The sequence below is a fragment of the Bradyrhizobium sp. NAS80.1 genome (genome assembly GCF_001908205.1).
Taxonomy (GTDB): Bacteria; Pseudomonadota; Alphaproteobacteria; order Rhizobiales; family Xanthobacteraceae; genus Bradyrhizobium.
On the sequence record NZ_LGHL01000088.1, the window covers coordinates 14457 to 39941 of the forward strand.

The 25485-nt window shown below is 62.2% G+C and carries 24 protein-coding genes; 18 read left to right on the top strand and 6 right to left on the bottom strand.

Annotation, left to right across the window (positions count from 1 at the left end):
• Positions 1 to 246 precede the first annotated feature (246 nt).
• Entirely contained in the window at positions 247 to 2346 is a 2100-nt protein-coding gene (locus AC629_RS20670; RefSeq protein ID WP_084806846.1) for an exopolysaccharide transport family protein, read from the top strand.
• A 46-nt stretch (positions 2347 to 2392) separates the two neighbouring features.
• Here the strand turns inward: AC629_RS20670 and AC629_RS20675 are convergent, their stop codons facing one another.
• Together AC629_RS20675 and AC629_RS49890 are read right to left on the bottom strand one after the other, a co-directional pair.
• On the bottom strand, positions 2393 to 3739 hold the full coding sequence (locus AC629_RS20675) for a lipopolysaccharide biosynthesis protein (protein ID WP_084806847.1): 1347 nt from the start codon (positions 3737 to 3739) through the stop codon (positions 2393 to 2395).
• Positions 3740 to 3945: 206 nt separating this feature from the next.
• Positions 3946 to 4071, bottom strand: coding sequence for a hypothetical protein (locus AC629_RS49890; protein WP_283847216.1), 126 nt, complete (start codon positions 4069 to 4071; stop codon positions 3946 to 3948).
• Between the two features lie 58 nt (positions 4072 to 4129).
• Here AC629_RS49890 and AC629_RS20680 point away from each other — a divergent pair, with 58 nt between their 5' ends.
• From AC629_RS20680 to AC629_RS20700, 5 genes are all read left to right on the top strand, one after another.
• Positions 4130 to 5239: an O-antigen ligase family protein gene (locus AC629_RS20680; RefSeq protein ID WP_245331936.1), complete on the top strand. Its 1110-nt coding sequence runs from the start codon at positions 4130 to 4132 to the stop codon at positions 5237 to 5239.
• A gap of 20 nt (positions 5240 to 5259) precedes the next feature.
• Complete coding sequence (locus AC629_RS20685) at positions 5260 to 6285, top strand: glycoside hydrolase family 5 protein (protein WP_084806849.1); 1026 nt, start codon at positions 5260 to 5262, stop codon at positions 6283 to 6285.
• Between the two features lie 175 nt (positions 6286 to 6460).
• Positions 6461 to 7549, top strand: coding sequence for an AI-2E family transporter (locus tag AC629_RS20690; RefSeq protein ID WP_143199305.1), 1089 nt, complete (start codon positions 6461 to 6463; stop codon positions 7547 to 7549).
• A gap of 235 nt (positions 7550 to 7784) precedes the next feature.
• Positions 7785 to 8876, top strand: coding sequence for an acetate kinase (locus AC629_RS20695; RefSeq protein WP_349531145.1), 1092 nt, complete (start codon positions 7785 to 7787; stop codon positions 8874 to 8876).
• Between the two features lie 38 nt (positions 8877 to 8914).
• Positions 8915 to 9394, top strand: coding sequence for a potassium channel family protein (locus AC629_RS20700; protein WP_084806850.1), 480 nt, complete (start codon positions 8915 to 8917; stop codon positions 9392 to 9394).
• 171 nt (positions 9395 to 9565) lie between these two features.
• Here the strand turns inward: AC629_RS20700 and AC629_RS20705 are convergent, their stop codons facing one another.
• Positions 9566 to 10249 (bottom strand): helix-turn-helix domain-containing protein, encoded by a 684-nt coding sequence (locus tag AC629_RS20705; protein WP_084806851.1) that lies wholly within the window; start codon positions 10247 to 10249, stop codon positions 9566 to 9568.
• 305 nt (positions 10250 to 10554) lie between these two features.
• Here AC629_RS20705 and AC629_RS20710 point away from each other — a divergent pair, with 305 nt between their 5' ends.
• Entirely contained in the window at positions 10555 to 11178 is a 624-nt protein-coding gene (locus AC629_RS20710) for a response regulator transcription factor (RefSeq protein ID WP_084806852.1), read from the top strand.
• An 81-nt stretch (positions 11179 to 11259) separates the two neighbouring features.
• Positions 11260 to 11736, top strand: a complete 477-nt coding sequence (locus AC629_RS20715; RefSeq protein WP_349531146.1) for a response regulator transcription factor — start codon at positions 11260 to 11262, stop codon at positions 11734 to 11736.
• Between the two features lie 9 nt (positions 11737 to 11745).
• Here the strand turns inward: AC629_RS20715 and AC629_RS20720 are convergent, their stop codons facing one another.
• Positions 11746 to 12330 (bottom strand): invasion associated locus B family protein, encoded by a 585-nt coding sequence (locus tag AC629_RS20720; protein ID WP_084806853.1) that lies wholly within the window; start codon positions 12328 to 12330, stop codon positions 11746 to 11748.
• Between the two features lie 236 nt (positions 12331 to 12566).
• Here AC629_RS20720 and AC629_RS46940 point away from each other — a divergent pair, with 236 nt between their 5' ends.
• The 5 genes from AC629_RS46940 (at position 12567) to AC629_RS20740 (ending at position 18210) form a co-directional block, all read left to right on the top strand.
• On the top strand, positions 12567 to 12731 hold the full coding sequence (locus AC629_RS46940; RefSeq protein WP_168195541.1) for a hypothetical protein: 165 nt from the start codon (positions 12567 to 12569) through the stop codon (positions 12729 to 12731).
• Positions 12728 to 14431: a SulP family inorganic anion transporter gene (locus AC629_RS20725; protein ID WP_084806854.1), complete on the top strand. Its 1704-nt coding sequence runs from the start codon at positions 12728 to 12730 to the stop codon at positions 14429 to 14431. Before AC629_RS46940 ends, AC629_RS20725 begins: the two co-directional genes overlap by 4 nt.
• A 134-nt stretch (positions 14432 to 14565) precedes the next feature.
• Entirely contained in the window at positions 14566 to 17319 is a 2754-nt protein-coding gene (locus AC629_RS20730; RefSeq protein WP_084806855.1) for a decarboxylase, read from the top strand.
• A 167-nt stretch (positions 17320 to 17486) separates the two neighbouring features.
• Positions 17487 to 17744: a hypothetical protein gene (locus AC629_RS20735; protein ID WP_245331934.1), complete on the top strand. Its 258-nt coding sequence runs from the start codon at positions 17487 to 17489 to the stop codon at positions 17742 to 17744.
• A gap of 31 nt (positions 17745 to 17775) precedes the next feature.
• A complete protein-coding gene (locus tag AC629_RS20740) occupies positions 17776 to 18210 on the top strand; it encodes a hypothetical protein (RefSeq protein WP_084806856.1) in 435 nt (144 codons plus the stop codon).
• Positions 18211 to 18254: 44 nt separating this feature from the next.
• Here AC629_RS20740 and ppk2 read toward each other — a convergent pair whose 3' ends face one another.
• Together ppk2 and AC629_RS20750 are read right to left on the bottom strand one after the other, a co-directional pair.
• Complete coding sequence (gene ppk2, locus AC629_RS20745; protein ID WP_084806857.1) at positions 18255 to 19055, bottom strand: polyphosphate kinase 2; 801 nt, start codon at positions 19053 to 19055, stop codon at positions 18255 to 18257.
• A gap of 25 nt (positions 19056 to 19080) precedes the next feature.
• Entirely contained in the window at positions 19081 to 19536 is a 456-nt protein-coding gene (locus tag AC629_RS20750; protein WP_084806858.1) for a hypothetical protein, read from the bottom strand.
• Between the two features lie 157 nt (positions 19537 to 19693).
• Here AC629_RS20750 and AC629_RS20755 point away from each other — a divergent pair, with 157 nt between their 5' ends.
• From AC629_RS20755 to AC629_RS20775, 5 genes are all read left to right on the top strand, one after another.
• The gene (locus tag AC629_RS20755) at positions 19694 to 20137 is read left to right on the top strand and encodes a hypothetical protein (RefSeq protein ID WP_245331935.1); all 444 of its coding nucleotides are present in this window, start codon (positions 19694 to 19696) and stop codon (positions 20135 to 20137) included.
• Positions 20130 to 21362 (top strand): HlyD family secretion protein, encoded by a 1233-nt coding sequence (locus AC629_RS20760; protein WP_084806859.1) that lies wholly within the window; start codon positions 20130 to 20132, stop codon positions 21360 to 21362. Before AC629_RS20755 ends, AC629_RS20760 begins: the two co-directional genes overlap by 8 nt.
• Positions 21363 to 21386: 24 nt before the next feature.
• Complete coding sequence (locus AC629_RS20765; protein WP_084806860.1) at positions 21387 to 21791, top strand: hypothetical protein; 405 nt, start codon at positions 21387 to 21389, stop codon at positions 21789 to 21791.
• A 139-nt stretch (positions 21792 to 21930) separates the two neighbouring features.
• Positions 21931 to 23832, top strand: a complete 1902-nt coding sequence (locus tag AC629_RS20770; protein ID WP_084806861.1) for a sensor histidine kinase — start codon at positions 21931 to 21933, stop codon at positions 23830 to 23832.
• Between the two features lie 298 nt (positions 23833 to 24130).
• Positions 24131 to 25485: DUF3300 domain-containing protein (locus AC629_RS20775; protein WP_084806866.1), on the top strand; the 1355-nt coding region annotated here is incomplete at its 3' end.

The window sequence follows — 25485 nt, forward strand, 5'->3', positions numbered from 1 at the left end:
TTGACGTCGTACCTATCACGCGGGCATCGCGCGGACACCGATTAGCAATGAATGGAGTTAATGCGCGACGTGCGTGATGGGCCTGATTCACACGCGTATTCAGGTGGCTCGAGGACGGAGTGAGGCGAGACCGTTAACCAATTGGTCATGGTTGCGTGAAGGGTAGGTAACTGCCGATTAACCATAGATATTTACGTTAGGGCAGGCCGCTGAACAGTGTTCGCCAGTTGAATCCGAGTAAAGTCCATGACGTTCGGTCGCCGCGCAGACCCGACCAGTTCCGGATCGAACGGTGTCTCCGCGTCGTGGCAGATCCGGAATTCGTCGAACGGTGAGGCTCGCGAAGCCGGCGCACGCTTTGGCGGTGTGCTCACTGCCGCGGGCGCGCTTTCCTTCTTCCGGGAAAACGCCCGTCGTATCCTGACGCTCGCTCTCGCGATCTTCGCCCTCGGCGCCGTCGTCCTCCTGGTTCTCCCGGTTCGATTTGCAGCGACCGCGCTGGTCGTCGTCGATCCGCGCGAGCAACGCGTGACCACGGAGCAGGACGTTCTGCCGGGCATAGGGCAGGATAGCGCCGCGCTGCAGAGCCTGGTTGAAGTGGCGAAGTCCGACGGCTTTCTCAAGCCGCTGATCGAGCAGCTCAAGGTTCAGGATGACGAGGACATTTCCGGAGGGCACACGGACCCCACGCGTCTGCTCGAGCGATTCCGCAATCGTCTCGACATTTCCCGCCGCGGGCTCACTTATGTCATCGCCATCCGCTTCACCTCGAACCGGCCGGAGCGGGCTGCCTATTATGCCAATGCAATCGCCGAGGCGTTTGTTGCCGGCCAGGGCCGCATGCGCACCGAGGCGACTGACGAGGCCGCGGATTGGCTGAGCGGCCGGCTCAAGACGTTGAACGACAGATTGAGAGCGTCGGAAGACGCCGTTGCCACATTCAAGCTCGAGCACAGGATCGTCAACGCCGGCAAGGATGCCACGACGCAGCAATTGCGTGTGACCGAGCTGTCGCAGCAGGTTGCCGCTGCGCGCGCACGGACCGAAGAGGCGAAGGCCCGCTACGAGCAGGCGCAGCGTGACCTGAAAGGGAAGGTCGAAGGCCCTGCCAAGCAGGATCTCCTGAACGCTCTGCGCGCCCAGCGGTCGGCACTCAACGATCAGATTGCGCAGAAGCGGGCGGTGTTCGGCGATCGCCATCCCGACCTCGTCATGTCGTACAGCCAGCTGAACGATCTGAACAGGCAGATCGAGGTTGAACGGACGAAAGGCATCGACACCGCGAAGTCGGAATATGAAGCGCAGCGCGATCAGCAGAAGGCGCTGGAAGACCAGATGAAGGCGGCTGAATCACAGCTCCTGATCGACGGTCAAGCGTTGGTCCGGCTCCAGGAGCTGCAGCGCGATGCCGAGGCCAACAGGAACATCTACGAGCAGTTCCTCTCGCGGTCCAAGACAACGAACGAGCAGCGCCTGTTGCAGAGCTCTCAGACCAAGATTGCTTCGCCTGCCATTCCGCCGCTTCGATCGACCCTTCCGCCGCTGCCTTTGCTGCTCGCCGCTCTCGCGATCGGCTCGCTGCTGACATCGACGGCGGTCGTTGCCGCCACGGGACGCGGATCGGACAAGCCCGTTCAGGAGGTTCGTGAACTCGATCCGGCTCCGCGCCAGTCGGGGGCGTGGTCACGTCCGCCGGTGTGGGCGCGCATTCCCGACCTGATGTCTGGCGAGGTCCCCCGAAACATCTGGCAAGGTCCGGTGTCCGCGACGGCTGAACTCGATCTCGGTCCTCATTTGCGCCCACTGATCGACAGGCTGGAGAAACTGCCCGAACCCCGCGGCAAGGTCGCGCTTGTGATGTCGGTGGGGAAGCGGGCCGGCGGCAATACGGTTGCGCGGTCGCTGAACCGGTGGGCGGTGAACAAGGGGAAGCTGAGCGTGCTGATCGAGGTACAGCCGGATCTCGGCGGTGCCGAGGCTGGAATGGCCAAGGGGCAGGCGGATGGTACGACCACGGCGAGCTCTGGCGGCGTCGACTTGCTTCTGAGCGCCGGCAAGGCGCCCGGGGCGTCCCCCGCGGACGATATTCGTTCGGAGTTCGATCTGATCGTCGTCCATGCAACCTCTCTGGCCTTGCAGCCGGAGGCGGTGGCTTTGGCCGCTCACGCCGACCTGGTCATTCTGGTGGCTCGCGAAGACGCAGTCGAGTCAGCGGCGATGCGCAGGGCGACGGCCGCGCTCTCCCGGTTCGGCGGCGTGCCGACCGGGCTCGTCGTCAATCGTGTGCTGGCCGACCCGTCGGCGGCAGCTCGCCGTCAGGGCGAAGTGTTGGGCCTGGTCGGTTGACTGTCATTCGGCAACGCACTGCCGGACCGTGCGATCGAAACGATGCCTAGTCGGCCGAGTCCGCGCCACGGACCGCATAGGTGCCTCGCTTCGATGACGGGAAGCGCAAAAGCACGAGAATTGAGGGATCGACCCCGGTTCGCCGGCGGCAGAGAATGTTGAGGGCGGTGGTCGCGAGCGCCAGCGACACAGTCGCCGAGATCGCCGCACCAAGCACGCCAAGCCAGGGAATCAGGACGAGGAATCCGACCAGCCGCAGCGCGACGTTCGCGGCAACGACGGGAACATACTCACGCTCATGGCCCGTGAGCTGCAATATCGCCCCAGATGGACCTCCCGCCGCCTGGATGGCCGTTCCGATCCCGAGAACGATCAAAACCCAGTGCTGCGCAGCGAAATGAGGCCCGAACAGCTTGAGAAGATAGGGACCGCCAATCCAGATCAGGAGAAGTCCGCTGACCACGCACAACGCCGTCACTTCCGCCATGAGCTGCAACGTCCGTCCGAATTCTTGGTGGTTCTTGCTGAAGTACAGCGACGGAAGCCGGCGTGCGCCGAAACTGTACAGCGCGGCCGACAGCATGGCGAAGATATTGGCGAGGCGCGAAGCGGCGAAATAGATTCCGGCGGTTGCCGGATCCAGCATCCAGTAGACCAGAATGACGTCGAAATACTGGTTTGCGGCTTCGAGAATGGAGGCGACCCAGAAATGAAGCGAGCTCGATCTCCAGCGGGATGTCTCGGAGCGCGCCACTGTGCCGCGGAAGTCCGGCAGGGCTCGCGCAATCGCAATGATCTGTGCGACCAGGCCCACCGACATCGCGATCGTCATCACCGCGAACAATTCGGCGGGATCGAGCTGTCGATGGCCGGATAGAACGGCGAGCAGAAACAGGACGACGGCGATCCGCCAGAAGAGCTCCCTGTTTCCTTCTCCCATCAGGATGCTGACCAGCGAGCGTGCGATCTGACTGCCAAGCATCAGCCCCGCATTCACGGCAGTGTAGATTGACACCGCGAGGATCAGCAGCCACTCGTCGCCCCTCATGTCCGCCACGATCGCGATCGAGCCGATCGCGATCAGCATCGCGACGGAAGAAATCTTCAAGCTCGATAGCAGCACACCCTTGGTGAGGTCGGGTTGATCTCCCACCCGATACTCGTTCAGGAATCGCACCAGAAGCGATTCCTGGCCGACCAGTCCCACGACCGCCACCATCTGGGCAACCGAAAGCCAGGTCGCAAAGATGCCGAATCCATCAGGCGACATCGTTCGTGCCGCCAGCGAAAACAACGCAAACGCGAGCGCGCCGCTGCCAACCTTGAGAAGGATGGTCCCGACGACACCGCGCGTGACGTCACGCCGCAAAAATTGAACAATGGATTCGATCATCGAAGATACGCGGCGTCCCCCGAAAATACGCGCTGCGATAGCGGCGATAGCCTAGCATGTGCGGAAATCGCGAGTGTTAATGCGCGGTCTCCGTCTTGAGCGAGGCCCGTATCGTTACCAAGTTCTTAAAATCCGCGGCCGCGTAAGGGGTGGGGGGAGTCGAGATCAACCCGCGATAGCAAATAATTAACCGCGCTTAAGGATGGTCAATTCATGGCCAGCCTGCAGACCGAGGTGGATTCCGGGGCACTCGCGAGCGCGATCTGGAAGACGCGCAGCGTTGGCGTTGAGAAGATTGCCAAGGCTGCTATCAGCTGTTCGATCACGGTCAATGTGGTCGCATCGATGGGTACCTTCAATACCGCGCTGTTGCCGACGGAGCTGACCTTTCTGCAACAGGCCGTTGCGCTCCTGATGTGGAGCGTCCTCATCTATGCAAGCGCATTCGTGCGCCCACGTTTGCGGTTGCAGTTCAATCCTGATTTGACCGCGCTGGTCGCGTTCTACACGTTCGCGGTCATCTCCGTGTTCTGGACCAGCCTCAGCGCCGCAGCGATCATGAAGAGCGCGGCGCTTGCGATGACGACTTTTGGCGCATTCTGTCTGATCACGCGGAGCGACATCGACGAGGTCGTGAGGGCCACAGCTTTCGGGCTTTTCATATTGGTTGCCGCATCGGCTTTCTGTGCGCTGGCCGTGCCCGATATCGGGATAGACCATAGCTGGATGCACAATGGTCAATGGCAAGGCGTTTATGAATCGAAGCAGACGCTTGGTTTCGTCGGCGCATACCTGATGTTCTTTGCCTGCTACCTGAAGATGAGGGGGCAGGGGTGGCCGGCTTTCCTCGTGACGTTCCTCCTTGCGTCAACCTGCGTCCTCGCATCGGAATCGCGAGGTGCCGGTGCTGTTGCCCTGGCTGCCTGCGCGCTGCTCGTGACCTCGATGTGGTCAGTCCGCTGCATGAGGGCCTATGCGGTCCTGCCGTTCGTCATGTGCATTCTGGCCGGCTTCCTGATTCTCTATTTTTATGTGACGGGATACGACGCCATCCGCGTCGGCGATGCGTCCATCGATTTCACCGAGCGGACCTTCATCTGGCAGTACGCGATAAGCCACTTCGACGACGCGCCGTTGCTCGGCTTTGGGATCAACGGTTTCTGGACGATCCCGTCGATCTACGACTATTTCGAACAAAACCACGGCTGGGTGCTCGATAATTATCACAGCGGCTACATCGCGATCCTCATGGAGACGGGATTTCTGGGGTTCACGCTTTTTGCTACGAGCGTCCTGCTGTTTTCGATCAAGGTTCTCCATCTGATTGCCGCCCGATCGATCAACCGGTCGCACTGCGCCCTCATCATCGGATTTGTCGTCCTCAGCTTTCAGACCAATTTCACGGAGACGACTTTCCTTCGTTCGACGATGTTCACGTCGGTGCTCCTTGTGTCGTTTTTCTTCGCAACGTGTCGTCCGGTGCCGCAGGCAGATCTTTAGATTTTACGAATGGAAGCAAGATGACTGCCATCCGCGCGCGTTGGCCAAGAAGCTTCAATCTTGCTGCAACGGCCTTTTTCTTCGCATCGCTGTTCGCCCAGGCCCATGGAGCCGAGCAGGGCGGTCCCCGCGATGTGGCGAGACTGGGCCGCGGGATCAACATTCTCGGCTATGATGGAATCTGGGAGGGCGGTCAGAACGCGCCGTTCCGTCTGGACAACCTGGCGGCGATAAAAAAGGCCGGATTTTCGCACGTCAGGATCAATTTCTTCGGCTTCAAGTTCATGGGCTCCGGGAACCTCCTGGATGAGATCGTGCTGAGGCGGCTTGATACCGTCATCGAAGAGGTTCTCGCGAGGAACCTCATTCCCATCGTTGACGAGCACGACACCCATGTCTGTCAAAGCGATGTTTCCGCGTGCGCCGAGAAGCTCAAGGCATTCTGGCGGCAGATCGCCGAGCGCTATGCCGGAAAATACCCCGCGCTGGTCTTTGAGGTCTTGAATGAGCCCGGGGGGCAAATGACGTCCGCCGGTTGGAACTCACTCCTCAATGAATGCCTCGGCATCATCCGCCGCACCAACCGCGAGCGTCCGGTCATTGCCGCTGTTCTCAACACGGATGATATCCCAGTTGACGAGCTGGTCCTGCCCGCCGACGACAGGAACCTCATCGTGACGTTTCATTATTACGCGCCGATACGTTTTACGCATCAAGGCGCGCCGTGGTCTCGAACGTTTTCCAGGATCGGGCCGCTGGATTGGGGCAGTGCGGATGACGAAGCCAAGACCGCCTCCGATTTCAAGAAAGTGCATCTTTGGGCGGAGAGAGAGAAGCGCCCCGTTTATCTCGGGGAATTCGGGGTGTACGAGCGTGCTCCGTCCGATGGTCGCGCAAGATACCTGTCGTTCGTGGCGAGAAGCGCCGACAGACTCGGCTGGTCATGGGCCTACTGGCAGTTCGACCACGATTTCGCGGCCTTCGACAGCGCCCGTCAGGCCTGGAAGCCGGACATCCTGCGTGCCCTGATCCCGCCGCCGCATTGAAGCGGCAGCCTGCGCCATTTCTGAGGACAGTCGGGCCGAAGAGCGGCGATCCATACCGACGGCGGTCGGTCAGGCAGAGGGCGGATTTCGACAGCTTGATCTGGATCAAGCCTGCTGCGCGCGACCCGACCTTAGCCTCTGCCCGCATGCCGCCTTGAAATCCGGGCAACAGGCCTTGAAGACACTTCGCCAGCTTTTCTCCACCGATGACGTCGTCCAGCTGGTGATCCGGCTTGGATTACTGGCGCTGCTGATCCTGTGGACCTTCCTGATCATCAAGCCGTTCGTGCCGATCCTGACCTGGAGCGCGGTGCTAGCGGTCGCGTTCTATCCAGTGTTCAACTGGCTCGCCAAACGCCTCGGCGGCCGCCCCCGTACCGCCGCGACCATTCTGACGCTGGTCATGCTGGGTATCGTCATTGGCCCCGCTGCCTGGCTCGGTCTCAGCGCAGTCGAGGGGATCAAGGACATTGCGAGCCAGATCAGCACCGGCGATCTCGCGCTTCAGGCCGCGCCTGAGCAGATCAAGGGCTGGCCACTGATCGGTCCCCAGCTCTACGACCTCTGGAATCTGGCCTACACCAACGTGCGCGCTGTGTTGCGCGAGGTGACGCCCTACCTCAAGCCGCTTGCCGGGATGATGCTGTCGTTTGCCGGCAGCGCCGGCGTCGGCACGCTCCAGTTTTTGCTGTCGGTGCTCGTGGCCGGCTTCCTCTTTCCGTACGGGCCGCAGCTCGTCGATGCGGTCCGTGGCTTCCTGATCCGCGTCGTGCCGGAGCAGAGCGAGCATTTTCTCGAGCTCGCCGGCGCGACCATTCGGGCGGTATCGCAGGGCGTGATCGGGGTCGCGATCATCCAGGCATTGCTGGCCGGCATCGGCTTCAAACTTGCCGCTATTTCGAGCTCGGGTTTGCTAGCGGTCATCGTTCTACTGCTGTCGATCGTGCAAATTGGTGCGGCCCCCGTGCTCATTCCCGTCATCATCTGGATCTGGATGGACAAGGATGTGACCACGGCGCTGCTGCTCACCGTGTTCCTCGTCGTCGTCGGGCTCCTCGACAACATCCTGAAACCACTCGTCATGGGGCGCGGCCTGACCACCCCGACGCTCGTCATCCTGATCGGGGTGATCGGTGGAACGCTCGCGTACGGGATCGTCGGTCTGTTCATAGGGCCGATCATCCTGTCCGTGGCCTGGGAGCTGGCGGCGGCCTGGATCCGGACCGATCGCGAGCCGACGGCGAGCCGGCTGGAAGGGCACTGACGGTGCCGATGGGCTTAAGTCGCTCGGACCCTTGACCTAGGTCAATCCTCTGAATTGCCGTACGCCTTGAGTGCGCAAAGGCGAGCTGAGACCCACGGACATGTCGATGGCCAATCAGGCGTCGCGAGATAGCTGCACATGCGGGCGCGCGCCGGGGGCTGCCATTCCAGCTCCCGAGATCGTCGATTGACTGCCATGGATTCGATCCTTGCTATAGATGCGAACGCGGGGGGGAGTGAACTTCCAGCTTTTCGCCGTGCAGGGAGAGGGGAGGCTCGAACGGCAAATCAAGGGACGGCTCGATGGCCTCGGCTCTTTCCCGCGCCTCAAGGCGAGCGGGGCAAATGGAGATCCCTTGGCGCACCGGGCCTACCGCAACGACGACGTCGGTGACGTGCCGGCGGCGTTTGCGGTGGTCGATACGTGGTTGCGGGACGAGTTGGGGATACGCCCGCTGGCGGTGGGACATCGCGTCGTGCAGGGAGGGCCGGACTACGTTCGGCCGGTCATGATCGACGACGCGGTGATGGCAAATCTGGAGCGGATGATTGCATTCGCGCCGCAGCGTCAGCCGCACAATCTCGTGCCAATCCGGACGATACTGGCCAATTATCCTGCATTGCCGCAGGTTGCCTGCTTCGATACCGCGTTTCACCTGGCCCGTCCGGCAGTGAGCGAGGGGACGCATCGGCCCGGTGGCGAAAGCAATGCGCGCTGGGGATTTCACGGCCTGTCCTACGAGTCGATTGCGCGAACGCTGCCGCTTGTCGCGCCTGAGGTCGCGAAGGGCCGTGTGATCATTGCGCGCCTCGACAACAGCAGTTCGATGTGTGCGCTGAGGGACGGTCGCAGCGTCGAGAGCACGAGCGCATTCTATGCGTTTGGCGCGCAGACGTCGGACGAGATCGATCCCGGTACCGCGGTCTTCCTGACGTCCGGGAGCGAGATACGAAGCGGACTCTCCGACGCCTATGCAGACGCGCCTGAACCGGATGCGAGCGGTGCGCTTCTGGCAAACGGGATTGTCGAGCGGCTAGCCTACCGGGCCGGTCTCAACGCCGGCCTGCTTGCCGCGGCGCTCGAAGGGCTCGATGCTTTCGTGTTTACCGGAGCGATAGGCGAAAGCTCGGCCACTATCCGCGCCTGTATCGCCGAGAGGCTGGGCTGGCTCGGTGCGGTATTGGATGAGAACGCCAACGCGCAACACGCACGGTTGATCTCTCGAGGTGACGGTCGCATTCCCATCTACGTGCTTCCGTCTGACGATGAATTGGCGATCGCGCGGCACACCTTGGCACTGTTGTTGAACCGGCCTTCGTCACAATAAGCAGATCCAAAAAGGCAGAAAGAGGCAGGTCGATCCAAATGCTGCTTCAATTTCTTGTCGGTGCGCTCGTCAGCGTGATCAATATCGGCATCCACGCGCTGGTGACGGTCGTCGCCATCTGGATCGCCCGCAGTGCCGCGCTTCGAAAGACCGAGCATCCAAGATGGCGCTTGATGGGTGTGATGATGGCCACGGCCGCGGTGCTGAAGGTCGCGCATATGCTGGAGATACTGGTCTGGGCCTGGACGTACGACATCGTCGACGCCACCGCAGCACCCGACAGCGATTTGCTCTATTTTGCCTTCGTCAACTACACCACGCTGGGCTATGGCGATATCACACCGGCTCCTGCATGGCGGCTTATCGGTCCTATGACCGCCATGAACGGCGTCCTGCTGTTCGGCTGGTCGGCCGCGATCCTGTTCGAGGTTCTGCGCAAGACGCTCGATTATCTCGGTCTGACCGACGCGTCAGACCCAAGCAGAAAAAGCGAGCTCATCCCGGGAAAAGGGCCATGACCGTGAACGGCAATGGCAGCGTCGCAAACATGATCACTGCGATCCGAAACGGGTTCTCATTCGACATGGGTCGGAGAATAGCAATCGATGGAGGCAGTGTGAGTTTGTGCCATGCGCTGACATGGTCCGCCCCGCGCTGTATCGCGCGCTATTCAATAACGTGTGATCTGATCAGGCTTGCAGATCGAGGCTTGCGAGCTGGTGCCGGTCGAGGAGCACGATCTGCCGCTGGGTGTTCCCGATGAAACCGAGGACCCCGAGTTCATGCAGGCGCGACAGGGCCCGGGACACGGTTTCCAGCGTCAGGCCGAGATAGTCGGCGATATCGCGCCGCGACATCGGCAGCGCCATGACGCTGGACGCCGTCAATCGCCTGTCCATCTCCAGCAGGAACGCCGCGACCCGCTCCAGCGAGGTTTTCCGGCCGAGCAGCAGCATGTGATCCTCCGCGTGCTGGAGATTGTTCGTGGTCATGCTCAGCAGGTTTCTGGCCACCATGGCATCGCTTTGGGCCACCGTTTCGAGGCTTTGCCGCCTGACCAGGCGCACCGTGGTGTCGACGATTGCCTCGGTCGTGAAGCGGTGCTCGCTGCCGTTCTCCAGCCCGAAGATGTCGCCGATGAGGTGAAATGCGCCGATCTGCCTGCGGCCATCGGAAAGCAGCTTGTAGCTTCGCACTGCACCAGACTTGACCTGGTAGACATACTCGGCGGGCTCTTTCTCGCCGTAAATCTCGGTACCCTTCTTGTAGGAAAATTCGCTTAAACTGACGAGCGCATTTGAAGCGCTGGTCATGCCGAGGTCACGCAGGGAATTGGGACGCAGTGCAGAATCCGTAGCGATGCGAACGAACATGGCCAACTCCTCAGCTCATCGCTGAATTGGTCCGTCAGGTCAGATATCTCATAGCAGGGAATGCACCGCGCTATCCCACTCCCAAAGTTGATTTTTGACCAAGGCGGTATTTCAATCCATTGTCCCAAGGTTCATTGTACGAAGGAACATCAGGGGGCGTTTGGTGCGCCGGATGAGAAAAAGGGGGCGTTGTCGGAACTCACCCTGATGCGAAGCGGGTGTTTTTAATCTTTGAACGACTTGACGACATGCCCCGTGATTGGGGAACTTCATGTCTTCGCGGCAACTCTGGCAAGGGGTGGAGAGTGCGCGGACTGATTCACGTGGTTGACGACGATATGTCTTTCCGGACGGCGATTGAGCGTCGGTTGAAACTTGCCGGCTATCAGGTCGCGACCTATGCCTCGGCGCACGCCCTGCTGGATGCCTCGCCGAATGACGATCAGCCGGGATGCATATTGCTCGACGTGCGGATTCCGGGCCTGAGCGGTCCGGATTTGCAGAGCCGACTGATCGAGCAGGGCTCGACGCTCCCGATCATATTCCTGACCGGGCACGCCGATACGCCGACCACGGTTCGGGCGATCAAGGCCGGTGCGGAAGATTTCCTGACCAAGCCGGTATCATCGGAGCTTCTGCTCGACGCGATCGAGCGTGCGATGGCGCACCAGAACGCCACGCGCGCGCAACGCGGCAGGCTCGATACGTTTCGCACCCACCTTGCCGCGCTGACACACCGCGAGCGGCAGGTGTTCGACCTCATCGTGCGCGGCAAGATCAACAAGCAGATTGCGCATGAACTTGGGACGACCGAGCGCACCGTGAAGGCGCACCGCCACCAGGTCATGGAGAAGATGCAGGTCCATTCGCTTGCCGAACTCGTTTCGATCGCGGAGCGGCTCGGAATGCTCGATACGAACGGCCATTAGCTGCTCAGTCATCACACTGCGTGGTTTTTGCTGTGTGATTGCCCCAAGGAACAATATGCAACTCGTTGGTGCGGTGCTGCCATGCACGTGCTGATGATGTGGCGTTTTGCCCTACACAAGAAAGGCAAATCGCGCGCCCCAAACACCGGAGCTGCACGTCGCAGCTGGTCCGTCCCGAAAGGCTTCACCTTGCCGACGCGCCCGTCCGTCTTCGTCGTCGATGACGATCCGTCCATCCGGACGAGCATGTATAGATTGCTCCGCGAGCACGGTTTCGTCGTAACGCTGTTCGATTCCGCGAGCGCCTTGCTCGATCACGGCGGATTCGACAAGGCGAGCTGTATCGTCCTCGACATCAATCTCGACGGAAAATCCGGCATCGATTTGCGCCGGAAGCTGGCGGAGGGGGGTGTCATGGTGCCGGTGATCTACATCACGGGCAACGATAGCGCGGCGAACCGCGCCGCCGCGATCGCATCAGGCTGCGTTGCTTACCTGACGAAGCCGTTTTCGGCACAGTCCCTCATCGAGTCGGTCACGAACGCGTCCGCCGGGTAAGGCCACGGCTCATTCGTCAACATATTGCTCAAGGGTCTTGGCCGGAGCGCCCTTGTGAACCGGTGCAAACTGCGCCAGCGGCACCGATGTCGTCAACGCCAGAACGTTTGAATCGACGACCTCGAGCGCCAGCGTCTTTCCCGACTCCATCTCCTTCACGATCCCCGCGGGCGCGGCGTCGGCTGCGACGCAGACGTTGCTCAGGCACCAGCTATAGGGGATGCGGATCGGGCTGCCCTGATCGACGGTCAGCTTGGCTGGCTGTCGCAGGTACATGCCGACCGGCAGGAAGAGTTGCAGCCTCGCCGTCGAGGCGCCCTCCCGTTCGATGAGGTCCACGCGGACGGCTGTCTGGCCGGTCGGGAATTTGCCGGTGATCGAGGTCCGGCACAGCGTCGGAGCACTGCCGGCCTTGAAGCAGAGCTTTTGCCAATCGCCATAGGTGACGTCCTTGACCTCGCGCTGACCGCGCGTCGCGACTTCGGCGGGCTCGTCGGACTGCGCGGCCGTTGGTGCCGCGAAGCCGGGATATGTCGCGGTCGCGACGACTGCGCCGATCAGCAGACCAGAGATCGAACTGAGGGGGCGGGGCATGGCCGCGTCTCCGAGGTGTGGCTCTACTTTTGCGCGTCAAAGGAACTTCGTCACCAGGCGACCAGAGCGGGATCGCAGCCGGCGAGCCGATGAAGAAATGGCCCGCGTATCCCCTTGCGTTTTGCGGCGATTTGATTGGCGGCCTGGGGAGATTGCTTGATCCAGATCAAGCCTCAGCGGGGACCAGGCGACGCCTATGACATGATGAAGAGTTTGCGACAGCCCGTATTGGCGACATGAGTACTCTGGACGTCGCAGCCGGCGTGATCCGCCGCGATGAAACAGTCGAGGTCGTTCTGGCGTTTCACTTCGTGCAGCCGCTTGTCGCCCTTGCCCTTGGCATCGTGGTGGCCGCATGGCTGTGGCGTGCCACCTCGCTGCATCGCGAGATGGTGCAATGAACTCTCCCTCCGGACCGACTTGGTCACGTTTCTTCCCGCCGGCCGGCTGGCTTGCAGCCTATCGGCGCGAGTGGCTGTCCTTTGACGCCGTTGCGGGCGTCACGCTCGCCGCCTACGCCATCCCGGTCTCGCTCGCCTATGCCGCGCTCGCCGGTCTGCCGCCGCAGGTCGGCGTCTACGGCTACATGCTCGGCGGCATCGGCTATGCCTTGCTCGGAGCGTCGCGGCAGCTTGCGATCGGCCCGACTTCGGCGATCTCCCTGATGATTGCCGCGACCGTAGGGGCGCTCGCCGGCGGCGACGCGGTGCGTTATGCGCAGATCGCAAGCCTTGCGGCCTTCGCGGTGGCGGTGCTCTGCTTCATCGCCTGGCTGTTCAAGCTAAGCGTGCTCGTCCGTCTCGTCAGCGACAGCATCCTGGTCGGCTTCAAGGCCGGCGCCGGCCTCACCATCATCATGAGCCAACTGCCGAGCCTGCTCGGCGTCAGCGGCGGTGGCCACAATTTCTTCGATCGTGCCATCAAGCTGACAGGGCAACTCGGCCACATCGACCCGCTCGTGCTGGCCATCGGCGCAGTCGCGCTCTTGTTGCTCCTGCTTGGCGAGCGGCTTCTGCCAGGTAAGCCTGTCGGCATCACCATCGTGGCACTGGCAATAGTGGTGGCGACGGTGCTTGGCTTTCCGGCGCTCGGTGTTCCCGTTACCGGGAAGATACCGGAGGGCTTGCCGGCGCTGCGGATGCCGACATTCGGGCTGCTGGAATTCGACGACCTCTTTCCGCTCGCGGCCGGCTGCGTTCTGCTGGCCTATATAGAAGGTGTTTCGGCAGCCCGTAGCTTCGCCGCGAAGCACGGCTATCCGCTCGACGTCCGGCAGGAATTCCTGGGGCTGGGCGCGGCGAACCTCGCAGCGGCCTTTGGCCATGGCTATCCCGTCGCCGGCGGCCTGTCACAATCGGCCGTCAATGACAGCGCTGGTGCGCGCACGCCGCTGGCTCTGGTGATCTGCTCGGTGGCACTCGGGCTGTGCCTTCTGTTCTTCACGGGGCTGCTCACCAATCTGCCCAAGGCGGTGCTCGCGGCCATTGTCTTTGCCGCCGTCTACAAGCTGGTCGATGTCCGCTCGCTGCTACGGATGTGGCAGGTCAGCCGGATCGATTTCTACGCGGCGGCGATTGCGCTGGTCTCCGTGCTGCTGCTCGGTATTCTCCAGGGAGTCCTGCTGGCGGCGATCGCGTCGATCTTCCTGCTGCTGGCGCGAGCCTCGCGGCCGAACGTCGCGTTTCTCGGCCGTTTGCCCGGCAGCGGCCGTTACTCGGACAGTGCGCGGCATGACGATGTGGAGCCGCTAGTCGGAATCATCGCCTTTCGCCCGGAAGCCTCGCTGCTCTACATCAATGCCGAAACGATCCTGGAAACCGTCCTGATCGCGCTCCGGAGGTCGCCGGGCATCCGCCTTGTGGCCTGCGACCTCTCGGCATCGCCCTATATCGATCTCGCCGGCGCGCGCATGCTGCACGACCTCTGCGACGAGCTCGCCTCCCACCAAGTCACCTTCTGCATTGTCGGCGCGCATGCGCAGCTCCGCGACCTCTTGCGCGCCGAAGGGCTCGCGGAGAAGACCGATAGCATCCAATGGCTGCGGTCGCTCGACAGCGTTCTCGGTCAGGATCAGGCCGATCCGGCTCAGCGATCGGCGTGATCACTACGCGACGGTCTCGCAGCGGCCGATGGGTCCGTCAGAATGCGCGCGACCGTTGACTTGGATCAATGGGGGGATCAGCGCCGCAATCACGATCCCGTATCACCTGTTTCCCAAAGGATCGGGAGCGACGCATGTCCAAGGACACCAAGCCCGCGCAGAAGCGCATCGACCAGTTCTTTTCCGGTCCCGGAGGACGGGCGGACGACTGGCGCGATCTGGTGGAGGCCGCAAAGACTTGGACGCGGACAGGCAACCGCGCGGTCTACGACGCGGCGCTCGCCGATCTCTCGGTCACAGAAGAGTTTCACGGCTATCCCGGTCTGCATCTGATGGCGGCGCTGCGGGAAGCTGCGGCCGCGGACGATGGGGCGAGCTCACTTGCACTTGCGAACCGGATCACGCATGCCTTGGCCACGCGATCCTTCCGCCAGCATGCCGGCGACTGGAGCGCGAAGGATGAGGGCAATGGCGATGTGCCCGAACTGGTGCCGCCGACCTTCGGCGCGCATACGGCGCGGCGGCCCTATTTCGAGACCCTGATCGTCACCGGTGTGTCACCCAGCCAATGGCCGGCGCTCGCCGCCGAATGGCGGAAGCTGCGGCGTCCGGTGGATGCCTTCATCTATGAGCCTGTCATCGTCGGCAGCCTCGAGGATGCCTTCTGCGCCACGATGCTCAATCCGAACATTGCGGCGGTTGTCATCAACGAGGGATTTGGCCTGCGTTCGCGCCATAATGCACCGGTGCTGCGCTCGATCACGGCTGCTGCCGGTCTCAACGACGAATCCGACGCGTCCGCGCTGCGGCTTGCGCAGATCATCAAGCGGGTACGTCCCGAGCTCGATCTCTACATGATATCGATCCGCGACGTGGAGGAGTTGGCCGGCAATCCCGAGGCCAATGTCGTCCGCCGCATTTTTTATTCGGTCGAGGAGCTATTGGAACTGCACCTGTCGATCCTCGAGGGCATTCAGGATCGGTACGACACTCCATTCTTCGACAATCTCAAGAAGTACGCGCAGCGTCCGATCGGGACGTTCCATGCGCTTCCGATCGCCCGCGGCAAATCCATCTTCAAGTCCGACTGGATCCGCGACATGGGTGAATTCTACGGCCCGAATCTGTTCCTGGCCGAGAGCAGCGCGACCACCGGCGGCCTCGACAGCCTCTTGGAGCCGACCGGAAATATCAAGAAGGCGCAGGACAAGGCGGCGAGGGCGCTGGGCGCTGACCGCGTCTTCTTCGTCACCAACGGCACATCGACCTCGAACAAGATGGCCGTGCAGGCGCTGCTGGCGCCGGGCGACATCGCGATCGTCGACCGCAACTGCCACAAGTCGCACCATTACGGCATGGTGCTGGCGGGTGCCCAGCCGCTCTATGTCGAAGCCTTTCCGATGACGGAATACTCGATGTACGGCGCGGTGCCGCTGAAGACGATCAAGCAGGCGCTTCTGGGCGCCAAGGCCGACGGCCGGCTGGACCGCGTCAAGATGCTGGACCTTACCAACTGCACCTTCGACGGCCACATCTACAATACCCGCCGGGTCATGGAGGAATGTCTCGCCATCAAGCCGGACCTGATCTTCCTGTGGGACGAGGCCTGGTTCGGCTTTGCACGCTTCTCGCCGTTCCTCCGCCGGCGCACCGCGATGGGCGCCGCCAACGAGATCGAGGCGTGGATGCACGACCCCAGGTCGGTCGCGGCCTATGAGAAGCAGCAAGCCGAGCTCGGCAAGAATCCGTCGGACGAGGTTCTGCTCAAGACCCGGCTCATTCCCGACCCCCGGCAGATCCGTCTGCGGGTCTACCAGACCAATTCGACCCACAAGTCGATGTCGGCAATACGGCAGGGATCCATGCTCTCGGTCAAGGACGTCGAATTCCACACGGTCGAGCAGCAATTCAAGGAGGCCGTGTTCACGCACGCTTCCACCAGCCCGAACCAGCAGATCATCGCCAGCCTCGATATCTCGCGGCGGCAGATGGAGCTGGAAGGTTACGGTCTCATCGCCAACGCGATGGAGATCGCACTCGCCATCCGCCATGCGGTCAACAACAATCCGCTGATCTCGAAATACTTCCGAATTCTTGGCGCCGGCGTCATGGTGCCTGTGCAATATCGCCAAAGCGGCTTCACCGACTATCTCTCGGCCGGAGTCAACTGGGTGAATACGCTCAAGAGCCTCGACGAGGACGAGTTCTGCCTTGACCCGACCCGCATGACGCTGGTGTGCGGCATGGCGGGATATGACGGCACCCAGTTCAAGGGGATTCTGGCCAATGAGTACAACATCCAGGTCAACAAGACCTCGCGCAACTCGGTGCTGATCCAGTCCAACATCAACAACACCCGCAGTGACGTCGCGCATCTGGTCCGCGTGCTGGCTGAGATTGCAGGCGAGGTCGATCGTGGTCTGGCTCAGGGCGGCGCCAACGCGAAGAAGACGTTCGAGGCGCGGGTGACGAGCCTCATGAAAGACGTGCCCGACTTGCCGAACTTCTCGCATTTCCACCCGAGCTTCCGTGGTGATGCGGGCAAGAAGACCAACGAAGGCGACATCCGCGCCGGCTTCTATGCCGCCTACGACGCGGCAGGCTGCGAACACATCCGCCTCAACGATCCCGAGATTGACCGCCGGCTGAAGGCTGGTCCCGAGCTCGTCTCCGCCAATTTCGTGATCCCGTATCCGCCGGGCTTCCCGATCATGGTGCCCGGTCAGGTCATCACGCAGGAGACCATCGACTTCATGCGCAAGCTCGACGTGAAGGAAATCCATGGCTACGATGCCAAGGAGGGGTTGAAGCTCGTGCGCACGGAAGCCTTGGCGAAGCTCGGGCGGCCCAAGCCCGGCGCACAGCCGAAGCTCAAGGCCGCGTCATAAGTCGCCAAGGGGGGGCGAATATGAGGGCGTTTTTCACCTTCCTGCAGCGGTATCTTGCTGCTGTTCTTCGTCGTAGGCTTGGCGGTCTGGACCGGACCGGCCAGCATCAAGGGTTACGGCCTCGGCATGGTCGCCGGCGCTATCGTGGTCCGCGCGGGCCTATCGGCATGGTCATCGACCTCCGGCGTGAAGCTCGCACGATCCCGCCATTCATCGTCTGGGCGATCGGCTCCCACGTCTTCAAGATCAACCCGGCGGTGCTGATGGGCGGCGTCGCCGGGCGCGGTCGCATTCCGGCCCGTGCCGTGAGGCCGCAGTCGAAATCCGGAGCTCCGTGCCCTGGATCGGATTCCCGCCTCGGCTACGCCGTCTCGGGCATCCTGCTTACCATCTTCGGAAACTTCGCAATGCTGCTGGCGCAATAGCAGGCGCCATAACGAAAGGGGAAAGAACGTCATGAGGAAATTTGCCACCGGTGCCGTCCTGGTTGCCACGCTCGCGGCATTTACCGGCTTCGCCACGCCATCGCATGCCGATACCGGCCAGGTTGCGGTCGTCTTCACCAAGGGCGGCTTCATTGTCGGCGTCGGCGGCGGGGAGGGCGTTCTCGTCTACCACGGCAAGAGATATCCCTTCACCGTCTCAGGCATGAGCGTCGGGTTCACGGTGGGAGCTTCGACGACCAAGCTGGTCGGTCGCGCTCTCAATCTGAGAGGGCCGCAGTCGATCGAGGGCTCATATGCGGCAGGCGGCGCAGGCGGTGCGGTTGCTGCGGGCGCCGGCGCCGTACAGCTGCAGAACGGCAATGGCGTGATCCTCCAGCTCAGCGGGCCGAAGGTCGGTGCGGAAGTGTCCGCTGCGGTCGGTGGCGTCACCATCCGGTTGAAGTGAACGCAAGGACATCAGGCCGCGCTCGCCACGCGGCCTGACCTGTTTCAGTATCGTTCCTCGACGAACGTCACCCCGCGCAGGCTCGCTTGATCGTTGTAGCGTCCCTTGTGGGATCGTTTCGGCAGCTTGACCTTTTTCCGCGCGATCTTCTTGTAAGGGATCGCCCGCAGGATGTGCGAGATGGCGTTGAGCCGTGCTCGCCGCTTGTCGTCGGAACGGACCAGTCGCCATGGCGCATGTTTGGTGTCGGTCGCCTTGAACATCATGTCGCGCGCACGCGAGTAATCGTACCAGCGCCCGAAAGACTCCGTGTCCATCGGGCTCAGCTTCCACTGCCGCAGCGGATCCTCGATACGTGCTTTGAACCGGAGTTCCTGCTCCTCCATCCCGACCTCCAGCCACAGCTTGATCAGGATGATGCCAGCGTCCACGGCGAATTCCTCCACCAACGGACACAATTCCAGGAAACGCTTGTGCTCTGCGGGAGAGCAGAAGCCCATGACATATTCAACGCCGGCGCGGTTGTACCAGCTGCGGTCGAAGATCACGATTTCTCCGCCGGCGGGGTATTGTTCGATATAGCGCTGCAGGAACAGCTGGGTTTTTTGGCGATCGGACGGTGCGGGCAGGGCGCAGACTCGGAACACCCGCGGGCTCACTTTTTCAGTCAGCGCCTTGATCGTGCCGCCCTTGCCGGCGGCGTCGCGGCCTTCGAAGATGATGATCACCTTCAGCTTCTCTGTCCTCACCCATTCCTGGAGGTGACATAGCTCGACCTGGAGCTTTTCGAGCTCTCTCTCGTAGTCCTTCCGCTTCATCCGCTCCGGGGGGGCGTCCTTGGCCATGCCTGTCCTTTCGCTGCTGCGTTCGTTACTCGTCCCAGGAAATGGTCACGCCGATGTCGCCAGGTATACCGCCCGGGAAATCGATGACCTGGTAGGCGATGCGATAACCTCGCGGTTTCAGATAGTCGGTCCAGAGCTGGAAGATCTCCTTTGGGATCCCGGTCAGCGTGTTTTCCCAACCCTTTTCCATCTGATTGATGGCGCGTCCCTTGTCCGTGCAGAGCGAGTTGGGGAAACGATAGACCAGCACCTCGGTCAGGCCGTTTCGCACTGCACGCTGGATGACGGTCGAGGCGAGCCTGATCTTTTCCTCCTCGCTCTTGCCCGAAGGCTTGCTCAGGCGCTCAATCAGCGCGTGCTTCTCGGCCTCGGCGGCGGCGGCGAGGCGGACGTATTCGTCGGCTTTCTCGGCCTCCTTGAGGGCGGCTTCTTTGCGAATCTTCGCGGCGTTTGGGATGAGATCGTCGATGTTGCTGGACATGACTTGCGTCTCCTGCTCGCTTGTTCCGGCTCCGCATCCGTGAAAGGCTAGGAGCAGCCCCGGGCGCACCTTTGATCCAAATCAAGCAGGTCGGTATCGGGGGAGCGCCTTTTGTTTGCCGATCCGCGTCGAACGCAGTCCTTCTGGAGAGTGAACGTTGAGCGAGCAGCTTCATCCATTGGCCCCGCATCATCTGCCTTTCTATCTCGCGCCGGGAAGTGGAACTGATCCGCTCATGGTCGTCATGGGCATTTTCCTGGTCGGGACCGTACTATGGGTCGGTACCCTCTATTGGAAACTGCACAGCCTTCCGGAGCGGATGGCGCACAAGTCGCAAAAGCTCCAGTTCGAATTCGTCGCCGTGCTCGGCCTGATCTCGCTCTTTACGCACATGCATATCTTCTGGGTCGCGGGCCTCTTGCTTGCGCTGATTGACATACCGGACTTCGGAACGCCGCTCCGCAGCATTGCGGATTCCGTCGAGAAGATTGCTGGCGGAGCCGGCGGCACGAACGGTGCAGCTCAGGTCGCCAGCGATACCGAATCGCCACCTGCGGAAAAACCAGGTTCCGCCAAGGAGAAGGAGCGCAGCCATGTTTGAGCTGATGTTCTGCTCGCTCCTTACCATCGTCCCCGACTACCTCTACCGTCGCTACGTCCAGGGCAAGCGGATCGGCAAGGAGATTACGTTCTTCTCGGTGTGGTACGAACTGAGATGGGGCATCACCGGATGCCTGATGCTCACGGTTTCGCTGATCACGATGATCTTCTATTTCCATCCGTCGACGGACTCTGCGACGCTCTACTTCCGGACCGTGCCGATCCTGCCTGAAGGGTCGGGGCGGGTCGCGGAGGTGAACGTTGGGTTCAGCCAGCCGGTGAGGAAGGGCGACGTGCTGTTCAGGCTGGACAGCTCCAAGCAGCAAGCCGCCTTTGAGACCGCGAAGCGCAAGGTCGCCGAAGTTGACGCCGCGATGACGAGCGCGCAGTCCGACGTGGTCAAGGCGGAAGCTCAGATCCAGGAAGCCAAGGCCAATTATCAGCAGGCCAAGGACGAGCTCGACGTCAAGAGTGAGCTTCAGAGCCGCAACCCCGGCATCGTGCCGCAACGTGACATCGACAAGCTTCGCGTGCTGGTCGATCAGCGCCAGGCGGGGATCGATGCCGCCACCGCGGTAAAGGAAACGGCGGCCTTGCAGGTCTCGACGCTGCTGCCGGCCCAGAAGGCGAGCGCCCAAGCCGCCCTCGAGCAAGCCCAGGTCGACCTCGACAAGACCGTTGTGCGGGCCGGCGTCGACGGTCGCGTCGAGCAGTTCCTGCTTCGCGTGGGCGATGTCGTCAACCAGTTGATGCGGCCTGCTGGCGTGCTGATTCCGGAAGGGGCGGGCCGAACCGTGCTCCAGGCTGGCTTCGGCCAGATCGAGGCCGGCGTGCTGAAGAAGGGCATGGTGGCGGAAGCGGCTTGTAACTCCCGTCCTTGGGTGATCATTCCCATGCTCGTTACTACAGTGCAGGACTACATCGCCGCCGGACAGTTCCAGGGCGGGCAGCAACTGATCGAAGCGCAGAACGCTGCAAGGCCCGGCACGATCCTCGTGTTTCTCGAACCGCTCTACAAGAACGGGCTCGACGGGGTTACGCCGGGAAGCAGCTGCATCGTGAACGCGTATACCAGCAACCACGAGGAAATTTCTGCCGCAGATACCAGCACCGGCCGTGCGATCGCGCTTCACATCGTCGACGGTGTCGGCCTCGTGCATGCGCTGCTGCTGCGCATTCAGGCATTGCTGCTGCCGATCAAGACGCTTGTGTTGAGCGGCCATTGAGCGCGAGAGGGAGGGGATGACGCGATGGGCTCACGGACTGTAATCGCACTCAGCGCAGTACTGCTTACGTCATTGGCCGTTCGCGCCAATGCGCTCGATCTCGACGGTGCATGGGTCAGCGATGCCGACAATTGTGCCAAGGTGTTCGCGAGCAAGGGGACGCAGCGCGGCTTCACCGACATGTCGGACGTCTTTGGCGGCGGCTTCATCGTCGACGGCGACCAGATCATCGGCAAGTTCGCGCGCTGCCGGATCAAGGCAAGAAAGGATAGCGGACCGAACGTCAACCTGATCGCGGCGTGCGCGACCGACATGATGCTCTCCAGCGTACAATTCAGCCTGAAGGAGCTGGATGCGAATAGTCTGGTTCGCCTGTTCCCCGGCATGGAAGATATGGAAATCCGCTACCACCGATGCCCGGCAAGGTAGCGATATCCTCGCGGCTGCTCTTGCCGCATTCTGCGCCCGCCTGTCCTGGAACGCTGAGGGACGCTGCCATTTCGCGGGCTGTCGGAGCTGCGCAATTCCCGCTAGAATTGGGAACGGCCGTCGAAGCTGCCGGAGGAAGATGAGCGGGCGCGTGATCATTGCGTCAGTCAAATTGTGGCCGGCAAGGGCCGTGCTGCTTTGTCTTGGCTTGTTGCTCGCTGTCTGCACGCTGCCCGGATCAGTGAGTGCCGTCGAGCCGGACGCGACCGCGCGCAACGAGCCCAAACGCGTGCTGATGCTGCATTCCTTCGGGCGCGAGTTCCGGCCGTGGAGCGAATATGCGCGAAGCATCGAGCTTGAGTTCGAACGGCAGTCGCCATGGCCGCTCGACATCCAGGAACACACGCTACTCACTGCGCGCTTCAATGGTCCGGGCCCGGAAGCGCCCTTCGTCGAATATCTGGCATCACTTTACCAGGGCGAACCGCCTGACATCGTGCTGAGCGTCGGCGCGCCTGCCGCGCGGTTCGTGCAACGATATCGGGGCAAGCTCTTTCCCAACACACCGATGGTGCTGACCGTGGTCGAGCAGCGGATGGTGAACCGCTTCGACCTCACTGACAACGACGCCGTGGTGGCGGTCCGAAATGATTTTCTGGCAGCCTTCGAGAACATTCTGCAGGTCTTGCCGGACACCAAGGCGATCGCCGTCGTGATCGGCGCATCGCCGCTTGAAAAATTCTGGGCCGATGAGGTGAAACGGGAATTGAAGCCGCTGGAAGGCCGGCTCGTTCTCACCTGGTACTCCGACCTGTCATTCGATGAGATATTGAAGCGCGCATCGACGCTTCCGCCGCACACGGTGTTGTTCTGGGGCCTGATGTCGGTCGATGCCACCGGCATCGTCCACGAGGGCGACATTGCGCTCCGCAATCTGCATGCGGTCGCGAATGCGCCGATCTTCTCTTATCAGGAGCCGTTCTTCGGCGGCAGCACCGTCGGCGGCCCCATGCATTCGGTCGCCGAAACCAGCGCCAAGACCGTCAGCGCCGCCATCCGCATCCTCGGCGGCGAGAAGCCGGCCAACGTCAAATACGATCCGATCGGATTTGCGCCGCCGAAATATGATTGGCGCGAGTTGCAGCGCTGGGGCATCAGCGAGAGCCGCTTGCCGCCGGGCAGCGAAGTCCTGTTTCGCGAGGCACCCCTCTGGGAAATGTATCGCTGGCAGATGCTGCTGATCGCGGCCGTGATCCTGGTGCAGGCGGGCCTGATCAGCGGTCTGCTGCATGAGCGCCGCCGCCGCCAGATCGCCGAGATCGAGTCGCGCCAGCGCCTGGCCGAACTCGCTCACGTCAACCGCTATTCGGCCGTCGGCGAGCTGACGACATCGATCGCTCACGAATTGAACCAGCCGCTTGGCTCCATCCTGACCAACGCCGAAACGGCAGAGCTCATGCTGAAGGCCGCTTCGCCCGACATCAACGAGATCCGGCAGATTCTCGCCGATATCAGGCGCGACGATCAGCGCGCGAGCGAGGTGATCCGCAGGCTGCGCAGCGTCCTGAAGAAGACGCCGTTTGAAATCCAGGACATCGAGCTCAACGAGACGGTGCGCGAAGCCATCGGCCTGGTGACGGCCGTCGCCGATGGACGCCGGATTACGTTGACCTATATGCCGGTTCTGGCCGATCTCCACGTCAGGGGCGATCCGGTCCAGCTTCAGCAGGTCGTTCTCAACCTGATCATTAATGCGATGGATGCGATCTCCGACGCGGGCACCGGGAAACGAGAGGTCAGCGTCTCGACCTTGCGCGCCGGCAATCAGGCCGAGATCAGGGTCGCCGATACTGGACCCGGGATTGATGCTGCCGATCTCGCAAACGTCTTCAATCCATTCTTCACGACCAAGCCCGAAGGAATGGGCATGGGGCTCGCGATCGCCAAAACCATCATCGAGGCCCATCACGGCACGATTGCCGCGTCGTACCAGCCCGCGGGGGGCGCGCTGTTCACGATACGGCTCCCGATCATCCGCTGACAGCCGGTATCTTGATTTTGATCGAATCTCCGCGTTGGCGAGACTCTTCCTTTTCGCGGTTGCGTGATGACCGGGGCCGGATTGGGGAGCGTGGGTGGCCATGAGACGCCGCGAGTTCATGTCGCTGGTTGATGCCGCGGCTGCGTACCCGGCCGGCTGATGATGGAAGCTGAACTGATCGAACGACACCTCCTCCTCGCGCTGCAGCAGAGGCGGCGCATGCGTTTCGTTGATCTCGATCAACAAACGCCCATGGTCCGGCCCGATGGTCGCGGACAGAAAGTTTTGGGAGGTTGTGATGTTTCGCTGCGGCAAGACCCTGATGGCGCTTGCGCTGCTGCTGGCGATCCCCGCCGCAGCAATGGCGCAGGCCACCACGCCGGCGGCCCCTGGCGCGCCTGTGACACCAAGTACGCAGGCGCAGCCGGCTAACCTGCCGGCGCCGGCTGCCGAGCTTTTGAAGCCCGAGCAGCTCGAGGCGCTGGTCGCGCCGATCGCGCTCTATCCCGACGAGCTCCTTGCCAACGTGCTGGCCGCCTCGACCTATCCGCTGGAAGTGGTACAGGCCGACCGCTGGCTGAAGGAGCGCAAGACCCTGAAGGGCGATGCGCTGAAGACGGAGGTCGACAAGCAGGGCTGGGATGACAGCGTCAAGGCGCTCGCCAGCACCGCTGATGTTCTGACTATGATGAGCGACCAGCTTGATTGGACCAAGAAGCTCGGCGACGCCTTTCTTGCGCAGCAGCCTGACGTGATGGATGCGATCCAGCGCCTGCGCAACAAGGCCTATGACAACAAGAAGCTGGTCACGACCAAGCAGCAAAAGGTCAGCGTCCAGACCGAGGAAGGCAAGCAGGTCGTTGTCATCCAGCAGGCCGATCCCGCGGCGATATACGTGCCCTATTACGATCCGGCGACGGTCTACGGCGCCTGGCCCTATACGGAGTATCCGCCGTATTATTGGGGCTATCCGTCCTATATCGGCGCGGGCGTGGTTGCCGCTGGTATCGCCTTCGGCACCGCCTGGGCCATCGGACGCTGGGGCAATTACTGGGGCGGCGGCTGCAACTGGGGCAACCGCAATGTCTACGTCAATCATCGTACCGCCAACATCAATACAGGCTGGCAGCACAATCCGGCGCATCGCCAGGGCGTGCGCTACAATAACGTCAACGTTCAGCAGCGTTTCGGCAACAACAATATCAAGGCCGGTGCCTCGGACCGGATGGACTTCCGCGGCCGTGACGGCAACCAGGTGCTGCGTCCCAATCAGGGCGCGGGAGACCGGGCGGGTGATCGCGCCGGTGATCGTGGCCCAGGTGACCGTGTAGGTGACCGTGCTGGTGCCGGAGATCGCGCGGGCGACCGTGCGGGCAATCGTGGTGATCGGCCCGGCGGCGGCGATAGGGCTGGTGCCGGAGATCGTGCCAAGGGTGCCGGTGACCGTGCCAAGGGCGGCGGCGATCGCGCAAAGGCGGCGAACCGCGCCGGTAGCGGCGGCAATCGTGCCGCCAATGCCAACCGTGGCGGTGGCAATCGCGGCGGCGCAATGAACGTGTCCTCCGGCCGGTCGGCGGCCGCAGCATCCGCGCGTGGACGATCCAGCATGGCGAGCATGCCGCGCGGCGGCGGACCGAGCATGGCCGGGCGCGG

What these genes read in the sequence shown, in the direction of transcription:
- AC629_RS20670 (WP_084806846.1), top strand. Translation starts at nt 247, where the DNA reads ATGACGTTCGGTCGCCGCGCAGACCCGACCAGTTCCGGATCGAACGGT.
- AC629_RS20675 (WP_084806847.1), bottom strand. Translation starts at nt 3,739, where the DNA reads ATGATCGAATCCATTGTTCAATTTTTGCGGCGTGACGTCACGCGCGGT.
- AC629_RS20685 (WP_084806849.1), top strand. Translation starts at nt 5,260, where the DNA reads ATGACTGCCATCCGCGCGCGTTGGCCAAGAAGCTTCAATCTTGCTGCA.
- AC629_RS20700 (WP_084806850.1), top strand. Translation starts at nt 8,915, where the DNA reads ATGCTGCTTCAATTTCTTGTCGGTGCGCTCGTCAGCGTGATCAATATC.
- AC629_RS20705 (WP_084806851.1), bottom strand. Translation starts at nt 10,249, where the DNA reads ATGTTCGTTCGCATCGCTACGGATTCTGCACTGCGTCCCAATTCCCTG.
- AC629_RS20715 (WP_349531146.1), top strand. Translation starts at nt 11,260, where the DNA reads ATGCACGTGCTGATGATGTGGCGTTTTGCCCTACACAAGAAAGGCAAA.
- AC629_RS20720 (WP_084806853.1), bottom strand. Translation starts at nt 12,330, where the DNA reads ATGCCCCGCCCCCTCAGTTCGATCTCTGGTCTGCTGATCGGCGCAGTC.
- AC629_RS46940 (WP_168195541.1), top strand. Translation starts at nt 12,567, where the DNA reads ATGAGTACTCTGGACGTCGCAGCCGGCGTGATCCGCCGCGATGAAACA.
- AC629_RS20725 (WP_084806854.1), top strand. Translation starts at nt 12,728, where the DNA reads ATGAACTCTCCCTCCGGACCGACTTGGTCACGTTTCTTCCCGCCGGCC.
- AC629_RS20730 (WP_084806855.1), top strand. Translation starts at nt 14,566, where the DNA reads ATGTCCAAGGACACCAAGCCCGCGCAGAAGCGCATCGACCAGTTCTTT.
- AC629_RS20735 (WP_245331934.1), top strand. Translation starts at nt 17,487, where the DNA reads ATGGTCATCGACCTCCGGCGTGAAGCTCGCACGATCCCGCCATTCATC.
- AC629_RS20740 (WP_084806856.1), top strand. Translation starts at nt 17,776, where the DNA reads ATGAGGAAATTTGCCACCGGTGCCGTCCTGGTTGCCACGCTCGCGGCA.
- ppk2 (WP_084806857.1), bottom strand. Translation starts at nt 19,055, where the DNA reads ATGGCCAAGGACGCCCCCCCGGAGCGGATGAAGCGGAAGGACTACGAG.
- AC629_RS20750 (WP_084806858.1), bottom strand. Translation starts at nt 19,536, where the DNA reads ATGTCCAGCAACATCGACGATCTCATCCCAAACGCCGCGAAGATTCGC.
- AC629_RS20760 (WP_084806859.1), top strand. Translation starts at nt 20,130, where the DNA reads ATGTTTGAGCTGATGTTCTGCTCGCTCCTTACCATCGTCCCCGACTAC.
- AC629_RS20765 (WP_084806860.1), top strand. Translation starts at nt 21,387, where the DNA reads ATGGGCTCACGGACTGTAATCGCACTCAGCGCAGTACTGCTTACGTCA.
- AC629_RS20770 (WP_084806861.1), top strand. Translation starts at nt 21,931, where the DNA reads ATGAGCGGGCGCGTGATCATTGCGTCAGTCAAATTGTGGCCGGCAAGG.